Below are 12129 nucleotides of genomic sequence, written 5' to 3' on the forward strand. Positions count from 1 at the left end.
GCCATACGCAACCTCCATCTGCTAACGCAGACCTTCTCGCAGGCACCTCACGCGTCAGGAACAGGCCAAATCAATGGGGCGGGGCCGCCGCTTACAACAAATTTGAGCAGCATTCTCAGAAGACTATCCAGGTTTCATCAGTTCGATTTAAGTCCGCAAGCCATGAGTACCCTAGAAATCAGAGTTGCAAATGTATAGCTCCATCTCGATCTCACTGATTTCCGCCAAAGCCAATAACCGACGGTATTTCTTTGGAGATAGAAAGGTCGGACTGTCTATTCCTTCAGTTAGATACAGTCCGTCCGACATTTCGTTTTTGGTCGGTAACTCGGTATTGCTCCACTTTTTTTGACCATCGCTATCCAACAGACTCAGAATATCAAGCTCGCGCACTATCGCGGCACACGCCGCATACAGGCCGTACGACGTTTTTGCTTGGGCTCCCTGAATGACCCGGAACTCGTTTATTTGCCAGGTCTGGTCATAAGTGATTTTGGTACTGTTTAATTCATTTAATTGAGTCAGGATAACGGACCCTAGAAAAATGTCTTTCTCGTCACTTATCACGGCATGTATAGATCGAGCTATCAGTCCACTTACCTGTGACAACGTGTTCTGAAACTTGGTCTGATCAATAGATTCTAATTCCCTACGACATCCGTTTAGACAATCCGCAATCTTTGGCTGCCGTATTGGACACTCTTGAGAAAAAAATCGTATCAATAGCTCTACTCTTTTTGATAGTACCGTAATTCAGTTCCTAGAGTGTCTGGGTCGAAAGCAGCAATAATAACGCTGAAGTGGGTTCCATGCGAGGCTATAGCCTAGGTTCAACGTCAACTCTAACCCCATTTCTCTGAAGCTCAGGCATTTAATCCAACAGCGTCGCTTCGAGCCTGTCGGGGAAAGCGTCGCAAAAGGAATAGACGCGCGCGTGTTCTCTCCCTAATGCGGGATCATGAGCACCAGTATCCCCTTCACCCCATCCACAGACCGCATTCTTGCCGGTGTTGCCCTGATGTTGGGGTTCTGCATTACTGCCCCTTTGCTGGATGTGGCGGCCAAGCTTGCATCCGGCAGTTTGCCCGTCGGGCAGATTACCGCCGCGCGTTTTATAGTGCAGTGCATCCTTATGGCGCCGTTCGTCTGGATGATGGGCCTGTCGTTGCGAGTGGCGCAAGGGCATTGGCTGGCACTCTTGTTTCGCGCGATGCTTTTACTCGGCTCGACATTCTGTTTCATCGCGGCAATCAGCGTCATGCCGCTTGCAGATGCGCTCGCAATTGTCTTCGTGGCCCCGTTTATCGTCCTTCTGGTCGGCAAATTCTACTTGGGTGAAGATGTCGGTCTGCGCCGGGTGGGTGCTGCTGTCGTGGGCTTTGTCGGTGTCATGTTCGTGATCCAGCCCAGTTTTGCGGCCTTCGGTGCAGTCGCGCTGTTTCCGCTGGGAACCGCAGTCGGGTTTGCGTTCTATATACTTGTCACACGCGGGCTGTCGCGGCGCATGCATCCCGTCACCCTGCAATTCTACACAGGCCTTATCGCGAGCCTGCTTTGTCTGCCGGTGATGATGCTGGCCCAAGGGACGGGGTCAGCTTTTCTTGATCCGGCTTGGCCCCAAGGCATCGCGTGGGTCTGGCTGCTGGGTGTCGGGTTTTTCGCCACAGTGAGCCATATGATGATGACCTATGCGCTGTCCCTGGCACCATCGGCGACATTGGCGCCGTTGCAGTATCTCGAACTTCCGGTTGCGACCATGCTGGGCTATCTCGTCTTTGGCGATTTCCCCAACGCGCTGACCCTGACCGGCATCGCTATCATCATCGGTGCAGGGCTTTATATGATTCACCGTGAGAGGGTTACAGCGCGGCAACTGATCACCGAACGCACTGTGCCACTGATCTGAGATGCCCGGCTCCGCAAACCCCGACTGATCTGGAGGCAAACGCCGCAGCGCTTTTATCTTGCACCACTTATCCTGCGGTCGCCGCTTTCCTCATGTTCCTTGCTTGGTCGCGCAAGAGAAATTTCTGGATCTTGCCGGTAGACGTTCGCGGAATTGGCATGAAAACGAAGTGCCCTGGCACTTTGTAGGGCGCGAGTTGGCCCTTGCACCACAGGGTAAGCGCTGCGGCGTCTACGGTTTCACCAGCGGACAGTTCGACAAAAGCACAGGGGGTTTCGCCCCATTTGTCATGGGGCATGGCCACGACGGCGGCGATCGCGACCGCTGGGTGACGGTAGAGCGCCTCTTCCACTTCTATTGAAGATATATTCTCGCCGCCCGAGATGATGATATCTTTGGAGCGGTCTTTGAGCTGGATATAGCCGTCCGGGTGCCGCACCCCCAGATCACCTGAATGGAACCATCCCCCCGCGAAGGCCTCTTGTGTGGCTTTCGGATTGCGGAAATAGCCTTTCATCACAACGTTACCGCGAAACATCACCTCGCCCATGGTCTTGCCGTCATACGGGACCGGAACCATGGTGTCAGGGTCCATTACCTCAAGTCCCTCAAGCGGCAGATAGCGCACGCCTTGGCGCGACTTCAGCGCAGCCTGTTCTTCTGCTGGCAGATCGGACCAGTCCTCATGCCAGTCGTTCACCACGGCCGGACCATAGGTTTCGGTCAGCCCGTAAAGATGGGTCACATCAAAGCCAGCAGTTTTCATATCGGCCAACAGCTTTTCCGGCGGCGGCGCTGCGGCGGTGAAGAACTGCACTGTGTGGTCAAGTTTGCGTTTCTCGTGCGCGGGGGCAGAGATCATCAGTGACATGACAATCGGTGCGCCGCACAGGTGTGTCACGCCTTCGTCGGCGAGGGCGGCCCAGATCGGCTCCGCACGGACTTGTCGCAGGCAAACATGGGTGCCGATAATGGCCGATAGGGTCCACGGAAAACACCACCCGTTGCAGTGAAACATCGGCAGGGTCCACAGATAGACCGCGTGTTTTGCCATTGACGTGGTCAGCGCATTGCCCTGCGCCAAAAGATAGGCCCCGCGGTGATGCGAAACCACACCCTTGGGATCACCCGTGGTGCCCGAGGTATAGTTGATGGAAATCGCGTCCCATTCATCCAGTGGCATGAGCCAGTCAAACGCAGGATCGCCTGACGCCAGAAAGGCTTCGTAGTCAGTGGCATCTGTCTGTGTTACAGGTCCGGTAAACATAGCATCGTCGTATTGGATGATCACGGGGGACACTGTCGCCAATGCCAGCGCGTCCTGGATCAACGGCATGAACTCACGGTCCACGATGACAACCCTGGACAGCGCATGGTCCAACTGGAACGCAATCACGGACGCATCAAGGCGGGTGTTGATGGAATGCAGAACAGCGCCGCTCATGGGCACGCCGTAGTGGCACTCAAGCATCGCAGGCGTGTTAGGTAGCAGGGCCGAGACCGTATCGCCCCGCCCGATACCATGCCGCGCCAAAGCGGAGGCCATCTGGCGTGACCTTGCGTAGAACTCCGCATAGTTGCGGCGCAACGTGCCATGGACGATGGCCGTGTGGTCGGGAAACACCGATGCCGCGCGCTCCAGAAATGTCAGCGGTGTGAGCGGCTGATGGTTTGCGGGGTTACGATCCAGATCTGTGTTGTAGGGGTTTGTGTGCATCGCTCAGGCGTCCTGCCATTCTGGCGCACGCTTTTCGATGAACGCGCCGATGCCTTCGCGCGCGTCCTGTGCCAACATGTTCTCAACCATGACAGCAGACGCGTATTCGTAGGCATCTGGCAGGGTCATTTCGCGCTGTGCGTAATAGGCCCGTTTACCTGTGGCGAGCGTCATGCTGGATTTCGACGCGATCTTGCGCGCCATCGCCATCGTTGTTTCCGTCACCACTTCAGGCGCCACAGTACGGTTCACCAGCCCGATCTCGGCGGCCCGTGCGGCTGATGTCATATCGCCAGTTAGCAACATCTCCATCGCGTGTTTGTCCGCGACATTGCGCGACAGTGCCACCATGGGGGTCGAGCAAAAGAGCCCGATATGCACGCCGGGCGTGCTGAACTGCGCCGTATCCGCTGCAATCGCCAGATCGCAGCTTGCAACCAGTTGGCAGCCTGCGGCGGTGGCCACGCCCGTGACCTCGGCAATGACAGGTTTCGGGCAGTTTACGATGCCCTGCATGACGCCTGCGCATAGGGACATAACATGCGCGAAATAGGCTTTGCCGCCATCGTTGCCCGCACGACCGGCTGTCATTTCCTTCAGATCATGGCCTGCACAAAACGCAGGTCCATGCGCAGCAAGGACGATCACGCGCACCGTCGGGTCTGATCCGGCCTCTTCAAATGCCGCGCGCAATGTGGCCAGCATCGCTTCGGACAAGGCATTGCGCCGTGCCGCATCGTTCAAGGTCAGGCGCAGGATGCCTTGCGCGTCCAGATCGCGCAGGAGAATGGCAGGTGTGGTCACGATGGGTGCCCTCTTTCGGCGCTAGAGAATGTTGATTTCGACACTGTCGGCCAAGGTGTTGGCGATAAAGCAATAGCGGTGCGCACGGTCCTGCATCTGTGCGAGCTCGTCGGTGCTGACCGAGAAACCCGTATCGAAACGCACGACAGGATGCAGGTCGATCCGCGTGACAGACATCTGGCCTTTGGGGTTCTTGCCCAAATGGGCCTCTGCGTAGTCGTGATAGCTTGCCACGGGCCAGCCGGCTTTGGCGGCAAGCGCCAGAAAGGTCATCATATGACAACTGGAAAGCGCCGAGGCGAGGGCCTGCTCGGGGTTCGTGTTGTCCGGGTTTCCGCCCCAATCGGGGGCGGAGTCTACCAGGAGGTCATAGCGGTTATTGTATTGGACCGTATGCTCGTTCGAGTAAGTACCGGTTTGCAATACCGGTGAGGCGCGGTGCCAATGCAGCGCGATCGCAAGGTCTGACATCTTGGTGGCCTTTCCAGTGTGGCGTTACGCGGCTGCGATCTGTTTTTTGGGGTCAAAGAACGGGCGCTCGCAGATTGTTGCGCGGGTCGGGCCGGACTTTGTGACAACCTCGACTTCGGCACCGATATTGGCGTGTTCTGCTGCAACCATGGCCAGCGCGATGTTCTGCTTGAGGCGTGGGGAGTAAACGGCAGAGGTGACCTTGCCGATGGTCTCGCCACCCAGATTGATTTCCCAGAACGTCGTGTTGGGGCCGGCAAGCGGCTCTCCGTCGACGATCAGGCCGATCTGTTTGCGGCGGACACCCTCTTCCTTGATGCGGCGCAGGGCGGCCTTGCCGATAAAGTCAGCTTCCATGTCGAGATTGACCAGCCGGTCAAAGCCAAGCTCGAAAGGGTTCGTGCTCATGTCTGCATCGGCGTGATAGGACAGCATGCCGCCCTCGATGCGACGGATGGACGAGGTGTGCCCGGGCTTGAGGCCGAATTCGAGACCCGCTGCCATGATGGTTTCCCACAGCAGATCACCTTTGGATCCGTCACGCAGATAGATTTCATAGCCCAGTTCACTGGACCAGCCGGTGCGCGAGACGATCAGCGGAATGCCATCCAGTTTGACTTCGCGCAGCCAGTAGTAGCGCAGGTCCATGATGTCGTCGCCAAAGAGCACCTTCATGATCTCGCCGGACATAGGCCCCTGCAATTGCAAGGGCGACACGTCAGGCTCGCAGATCTTCACATCAAGGCCCGAATTAATCGCAACCCCCTGCGCCCAAAGCAGGATGTCGCTGTCAGCCAGTGAGATCCAGAAATGGTTTTCCGCAAGACGGAGCAGGATCGGGTCGTTCAGGATGCCGCCGTCTGCATTTGTGATCAGGATGTATTTGCACTGACCCACGGCCATCTTTGACAGATCACGGCAGGTCAGCATTTGCGTGAATCTGGCAGCATCAGGGCCGGTGATCTCAACCTGACGCTCGACAGCCACATCACAAAGGATCGCTTCGTTCACAAGGTTCCAGAAGTTCTGCTCGGGGTCGCCGAAATCACGCGGGATATACATGTGGTTGTAGACTGAAAACCCCTGCGCGCCCCAACGCACTGTTGCGTCAAAATAGGGCGACTTGCGGATCTGTGTGCCGAAACCAAAATCATCTGCTTGCATTGAAACGTCCTCCCGTTTGTTTGTGATCCTCCCGACCACAAACTGGTAAATTCTGTCCGAGATGTAGTCTGAGAAAGGCAAAGAAAGCGGACTGAAGATTCCGCCTTTGCAGACCAATCAGGCCATTTTGTTCACGTCCGAAGGACCGTTTGGGCCGCATGCCCTATTTGGCGCGCGCACCTGCCAGCTTTGCGATGTTGGGCAAAGCAGATTTCACTTGTCGGGTCGCGAAATGGGTCATGTAGCGGTCGATGCCAAGATCTTCGGCGTGGAGCTCTTCGACAAACGCCTGAAACGCCGTCAGGCTGGAGCTTATGACCTTCATGATGTAGTCAACCCCGCCGCCCGTGGCGATGCAATCAATGATCTCGTCACGGCCGTTGATGTAGGCCTCGAAGCGGTCAAAGTCGGCTTTGCGATGCCGGCTGAGCGAGACTGTCACAATCACTTGGGCGAAATCAGCCAGCTGACCCAACGCGATATCGGCGTGATAGCCACGAATATAGCCGGCAGCTTTCAACCGGGTCAGCCGCGCCCAGCAGGGGGTGGCGGACAGGCTGCAAATCTCCGCCAGCCTCGCTTTGCTCAACTGGCCGTGCTGTTGCAGTGCACTCAGAATGCGGATGTCTGCGGCATCAAGGGCTATTCGTTTCATGCAAATTGTCCTTACGCTTTCGGGCACTGGCGGGTTGTGTCTTTTTCAAAGCTTTAACTGCAAACCTAAAGACCAGAGGTTCGCTTTGCGACAAATACCAACGCTTTGACGCCCCACTGGCCTGCGAAAAAGCATCAGTGTGTGCTTTTACCAGTCATGTCAGCTTGAGATCAGTGGTCGGCTATTCCAACCCATGCGCAACGCGGCTGTTCCGCTTTGAAGAAAAAGGCTGCCCCGTATTTGGCTCAGGCAGGGTTCGCGAATGAACCTTCCCAATGCTCACCCATCGCGACGATGCAGGATGTGCCATTGGCATAACTCTGCACAACCAACCAATTGCCATTCCCTGCGGTTACCCAGACCTCCAGCATTGTGTCCGGGTCACGCAAACCCATGCCTTTGCGCTCGGCTCCGATAACCTGTTGCAGCGTCTCGGTCATCCGCGCGGTGTCATCACAGCTGACATCCGCCATCTGCGCTTGCGCGAAGGCCGGAAGCGTTACGTAGACGCAGAGAAGTATGGTGCGAAGGTTCATAATCCGAAAACCGATTGCTCTGGGTTTGAATGTAACAGCTTTATGACAGCCTGTGGATAAAAATATTCTGAATCCCATACCCTGCGGCGCTTGTCCGACGGAACAAAGCTATCGGCGCAGTGTCACAGAACTGTTGCGCAATTGTCAGGTAACTGAATCATAACCTTCACAGAGCTGTCGCTTTTGTCCCGTATCCGCCTCTCAAACATGGGGGCGATATGCTGCAAATCGATACGCTAACCAAGCGCTTCGGAGACAAAACGGCTGTGGATGCGGCCAATATCTCCGTCAACAAACCCGCAATGATCGGGATCATTGGCCGGTCCGGTGCAGGCAAATCCACGCTGCTGCGGATGGTCAATCGCCTGAGCGATGCGACGTCCGGCACGATCACCTTTGAGGGCGAGGATATTACAGGCCTTCGCGGCGCTGCCAAGCGGGACTGGCAATCGCGTTGCGCGATGATCTTTCAGCAGTTCAACCTCGTACCGCGCATGGATGTGGTCTCGAACGTTCTGCACGGGACACTGAACAAACGCTCGACCTTTGCGACGATGTTCAACCTCTATCCGCAGGCCGATATCCACAGAGCGATTGAAATACTTGATCGTCTGGGCATTGCCGAACAGGCGCCGAAACGTGCCGAGGCATTGTCGGGCGGGCAACAGCAGCGCGTCGCGATTGCCCGCGCCCTGATGCAAGACCCCAAAATTATTCTGGCGGATGAACCAATTGCCTCCCTTGATCCCATGAACGCGCAGGTGGTGATGCAATCACTGCGTACCATTCATGAGGAAGACGGTCGTATGGTGATCGCCAACCTCCATACGCTTGATACCGCGCGTCGTTACTGTGACCGCGTGATCGGCATGCGCGATGGCCGGATCGTCTTTGACGGCACGCCTGCGCAACTGACTACGGGCGTCGCGCGCGACATCTACGGGGCGGGTGCGGATTTTTCCGAGGCTGCAACTTCTACCGAAATCGAAACACTGGACAGGCCAGAAGTCCGCGAAGCAGAGGCCTACGCCTGAGCCAGTTCACCCCGCGTGATCGGCGCGGGCCACCTTCATCAAACCCAATGGAGAAAACGATGAAAAAGACCCTCGCAATGGCGCTTGTCGCCACCACAGCGCTCAGCAATGGCGCATTCGCTCAGGAAATCACCGAATTCCGCATCGGTATTCTTGGCGGTGAAAACGCACAGGACCGCATGAACAGCTATCAGTGCCTGGCTGACTACACGACCGAAGCGCTCGGCGTGGAAACAAAGCTGTTTGCACCGGCTGACTACAACGGCGTGATCCAGGGCCTGCTGGGTGGTACCATCGACATGGCATGGTTGGGCGCATCTGCCTATGCCGCGACATACCTGCAAGACCCGAATGTGGTTGAGCCTGTGCTGATCAAAGTGAACGTTGACGGCTCTGTTGGCTATCACTCCATCGGTTTTGCCCGTGTCGATAGCGGTGTGACATCGCTTGACGACATGGAAGGCAAAGTCTTTGGTTTTGGTGACCCGAACTCGACCTCCGGTTACCTGATCCCGTCCATCGAGATCCCACAGTACAAAGACGGTATCACAATGGAATCCGGCGAGTACTTCGGCGAAGTACGTTTCACCGGCGGCCACGAGCAGACGATCGTTGCTGTCAGCAATGGTGATATCGACGGTGGTGTGACCTGGGCTGACGGTCAGGGCAACTGGGAAGACGGCTACAACTCCGGCGCGCTGCGCAAGGCAGTTGATGCGGGTCTTGTTGATATGAACGACCTGGTCGAGATCTGGAAATCGAACGTCATCCCCGAAGGCCCTGTCGTTCTGCGCACAGCACTTCCAGACGATGTAAAGGCGACAATGACAGCACTGGTCGATGGCCTGCACGAGCGTGACGCTGACTGCGCCTACGGTGTTGCAGCTGGTGACACACTTGGCTTCCAGCCGGTGACCCATGAGATGTACGAAAGCATCGTGGCTGCCCGTCAGGCTGTGATCGGCAACTAAGCTATTTTCATGATGTGTCCGGCAGCCCCCAGGGGCTGCCGGTATTTCTTTGTGCGGGGATTGGAATGACAGGTATATCGCTCAGCAGTGCGGCGCCGTCCGTGGACAGCATACAGACCGCCTATATGGCGCAGGTGCACCGCCGCAGGCTCTATGGTGGTTTGACGCTCCTGATTTTTGTCATCCTGATGGTTTCGGGCTTTAACGTTGCTGATGAACGCAACGCAGGCGGCTTTTGGGAAGGCTTGCACCAGATTGGTGACTATCCCGCTGATGTTCTTTCAGAGGCATGGGAAAAGCGCGCCGATCTGCCGGCCCTGATCGTCAAATATTTTCCCGCACTGGTGGAAACTATCAATATCGCCGCCGTCTCGACCCTGATCGGTGCGATTGGTGGTTTGTTCCTGTCGCTGCTTGGCACCCGCGGCCTGGCCAAATGGCCCCGTCTGATCCCGCTGTTCCGCCGCATCTCGGATATCATGCGCGCGGTGCCCGAAATCGTCATCGCGCTGGTCTTGATCTTCGTACTCGGTGGTGGCCCTGTCCCCGCGATGATCGCGATTGCCATCCATACCGCTGGCGCTTTGGCAAAGCTGTTTTCCGAAGTATCCGAAAATACCGACCTGAAAGCAGTCGAAGGGCTGTCCTCAACCGGTGCCACATGGTCACAGAGGATGCTTTTGGGTGTGCTGCCGCAGGTCGCACCAAACTATGTCAGCTACACATTGCTGCGGTTCGAGATCAACATCCGCGCTTCGGCTATCCTTGGTTTCGTCGGTGCTGGCGGTCTGGGCTACGAGTTGCGCAATTCCATGGCATGGGGCCCCGGCCGCTTTGACGAGGCCGCCGCGATCTTCATTCTGCTGTTCGGAACCATCGTGTTCTTCGATCAGGTTTCAAGCCGCTACCGCAACCGTTTGACCGAGGGGCAAGGCCAATGACCGCCGTTGAACTGCACGACACAAAACTGGCGGCTGAGAAGCTATTTCAGCGCAAGCGCATCATCGGCTTTGGAATCCCTGCGGTCATCGCGGTCTACCTGACCTATATCTTCTTTGCCTTTGACCTTCCGGGTCTCGCGGAACGCGCAAATCTGGATAATGCGGTCACGCTTGCCTCTGACAGCTGGTCCCACAAGGTCCACGTCACCCGCGATAACCGCTCGGGCGAGATTACCTACGCGGTAGAGGGTGAACGCAAGGGCACCTATCCCGATGGTATGCGCCCCGCGTGGGTCAGTGGTGACGAGGTGACCACTATTGACTTGGGTGGTGACCATTTCGTCCGTTACCTGCCGGACAACCGGACCGAGATCGACATTCCGGGCTTCCCGTTGATTACGGCGCAGGCCGAGGGCCGCCTTGTCACAACCAACCTGCCTGATGACCTGCCGGACTGGATTTCCGCCACCGATCGCCGTGTCGGGATCACGACGCCCGAAGGACGCATCACCCTGACGGGGGCACGGACGGAAGTGTTCAACTATTTCCCCGGATGGGAACTGTTCTGGTTCACATTGGACAGCCCCTATCACGGGCAGGGCTTGGGCACGATCCTGTTCGGAGAGCAACTGGACCCGAACCGCGGGAATATCGCGGGCGCTGTCTCGGACTGGTGGAACAATGCGATGTGGCGTCACAAGGATGTGGCGTGGGCGATCGGTGAAACCGTCCTGATGGCCTTCCTTGGCACCATGGGTGGTGCGATCATCGCGCTGCCACTGGCCTTTCTTGCGGCCAAGCGCTTTTCTCCTGTCATGCTGCTGCGCGCGGCAACCCGCCGTCTGTTCGACTTTGTGCGCGGGGTTGATGCGCTCATCTGGACGGTGGTTCTGGCGCGCGCCTTTGGCCCCGGCCCTTTGACGGGCGCTTTGGCGATCCTGATCACCGACACCGGCACCTTCGGCAAGATCTTCTCCGAAGCGCTGGAAAACGTGGACCAGAAACAGATCGAGGGTGTCTCTTCCACAGGGGCAAAGCCGCTGCAACGGTATCGCTTTGGTGTGATCCCGCAGGTAGTACCGGTGCTCTTGGCGCAAATCCTGTATTTCCTTGAGTCCAACACGCGCTCTGCCACCATTATCGGCGCAATTACGGGCGGCGGTATCGGGTTGATGCTGACGCAGGCCATCCAGACCCAGAAGGATTGGGAAGAAGTTGCCTATTACATCATCCTGATCATCGCTATGGTGATGTTCATGGATTGGTTCTCGGGCTGGCTACGCGGTAAACTGATAGGGCGCAAAGACTGATGCCGCGTCTTTCCGCTACTGCCCCTTTCATCCATCCCGAATGCGAGATCACAGAAAGCACGTTCGGCGCTTTCGTCGAGATCGGCAAAGGCAGCCGCATCGCGCATGCGGTTTTCGGCGATTACAGCTATTGTGACCGCTACGCCGACATTGCGAACGCGGAGATTGGCAAATTCGCCAATATCGCGGCCTTTGTCCGGATCGGTGCGACTGATCACCCGCTGCACACGGCCGCGTGCCATCATTTTCTGTATCGCTCTGCCGACTATTGGGATGACGCCACGAACGACGACGCATTTTTCGCACATCGTAAATCCCGTACCGCATACATCGGGCATGATACATGGATCGGTGCAAGCGCGATGATCAAACCCGAGGTGACGCTGGGCCATGGTGCCGTTGTCGCGGCGGGTGCCGTTGTGACGAAAGATGTCGCACCCTACACCATCGTTGCGGGGACGCCTGCCAAGACTCTACGCCTGCGCCAGCCGCGCGACATTGCAGAGCGTCTGATCGCGCTGGCTTGGTGGGACTGGTCGCACGACACGCTACGCGATGCTTTGCCGGACTTTCGCGTGATGACGGCAGAGGCATTTCTGGAAAAATACGGCGGTTAGCAA

Annotated in this window: 12 protein-coding genes; 6 read left to right on the plus strand and 6 right to left on the minus strand. The window is 57.0% G+C overall.

Going from position 1 to position 12129, the window contains the following annotated elements:
• The first annotated feature begins 958 nt into the window (after positions 1 to 958).
• Complete coding sequence (locus C7964_RS17255) at positions 959 to 1906, plus strand: DMT family transporter (protein WP_286164035.1); 948 nt, start codon at positions 959 to 961, stop codon at positions 1904 to 1906.
• Between the two features lie 67 nt (positions 1907 to 1973).
• On the opposite strand, the gene C7964_RS17260 is transcribed toward C7964_RS17255, so the two are convergent.
• The 6 genes from C7964_RS17260 to C7964_RS17285 form a co-directional block, all read right to left on the minus strand.
• A complete protein-coding gene (locus tag C7964_RS17260; protein ID WP_110280861.1) occupies positions 1974 to 3623 on the minus strand; it encodes an acyl-CoA synthetase in 1650 nt (549 codons plus the stop codon).
• A 3-nt stretch (positions 3624 to 3626) separates the two neighbouring features.
• Entirely contained in the window at positions 3627 to 4427 is an 801-nt protein-coding gene (locus tag C7964_RS17265) for an enoyl-CoA hydratase (RefSeq protein ID WP_110280862.1), read from the minus strand.
• Between the two features lie 21 nt (positions 4428 to 4448).
• The gene (locus tag C7964_RS17270) at positions 4449 to 4898 is read right to left on the minus strand and encodes an OsmC family protein (protein WP_110280863.1); all 450 of its coding nucleotides are present in this window, start codon (positions 4896 to 4898) and stop codon (positions 4449 to 4451) included.
• A 24-nt stretch (positions 4899 to 4922) separates the two neighbouring features.
• On the minus strand, positions 4923 to 6062 hold the full coding sequence (locus C7964_RS17275) for a glycine cleavage T C-terminal barrel domain-containing protein (RefSeq protein ID WP_110280864.1): 1140 nt from the start codon (positions 6060 to 6062) through the stop codon (positions 4923 to 4925).
• Between the two features lie 163 nt (positions 6063 to 6225).
• Positions 6226 to 6717, minus strand: coding sequence for an Lrp/AsnC family transcriptional regulator (locus C7964_RS17280; protein WP_110280865.1), 492 nt, complete (start codon positions 6715 to 6717; stop codon positions 6226 to 6228).
• Positions 6718 to 6962: 245 nt separating this feature from the next.
• Positions 6963 to 7253 (minus strand): hypothetical protein, encoded by a 291-nt coding sequence (locus tag C7964_RS17285; RefSeq protein ID WP_110280866.1) that lies wholly within the window; start codon positions 7251 to 7253, stop codon positions 6963 to 6965.
• Between the two features lie 218 nt (positions 7254 to 7471).
• On the opposite strand from C7964_RS17285, the gene phnC reads away from it, so the two are divergent.
• The 5 genes from phnC (at position 7472) to C7964_RS17310 (ending at position 12126) form a co-directional block, all read left to right on the plus strand.
• On the plus strand, positions 7472 to 8287 hold the full coding sequence (phnC, locus tag C7964_RS17290; protein WP_110280867.1) for a phosphonate ABC transporter ATP-binding protein: 816 nt from the start codon (positions 7472 to 7474) through the stop codon (positions 8285 to 8287).
• Between the two features lie 59 nt (positions 8288 to 8346).
• On the plus strand, positions 8347 to 9258 hold the full coding sequence (phnD, locus tag C7964_RS17295) for a phosphonate ABC transporter substrate-binding protein (protein WP_110280868.1): 912 nt from the start codon (positions 8347 to 8349) through the stop codon (positions 9256 to 9258).
• 65 nt (positions 9259 to 9323) lie between these two features.
• Positions 9324 to 10199 carry a phosphonate ABC transporter, permease protein PhnE gene (gene phnE / locus C7964_RS17300; RefSeq protein ID WP_110280869.1) on the plus strand — a complete coding sequence of 292 codons (876 nt, stop codon included), beginning with the start codon at positions 9324 to 9326 and terminating at the stop codon, positions 10197 to 10199.
• Complete coding sequence (gene phnE, locus C7964_RS17305) at positions 10196 to 11509, plus strand: phosphonate ABC transporter, permease protein PhnE (protein ID WP_055295404.1); 1314 nt, start codon at positions 10196 to 10198, stop codon at positions 11507 to 11509. The genes phnE (C7964_RS17300) and phnE (C7964_RS17305) overlap by 4 nt, the downstream gene beginning before the upstream one ends.
• Positions 11509 to 12126 (plus strand): LbetaH domain-containing protein, encoded by a 618-nt coding sequence (locus tag C7964_RS17310; protein WP_110280870.1) that lies wholly within the window; start codon positions 11509 to 11511, stop codon positions 12124 to 12126. The genes phnE (C7964_RS17305) and C7964_RS17310 overlap by 1 nt, the downstream gene beginning before the upstream one ends.
• Positions 12127 to 12129: the final 3 nt, after the last annotated feature.

This window comes from Loktanella sp. PT4BL (genome assembly GCF_003201935.1).
Classification (GTDB): Bacteria; Pseudomonadota; Alphaproteobacteria; order Rhodobacterales; family Rhodobacteraceae; genus Yoonia.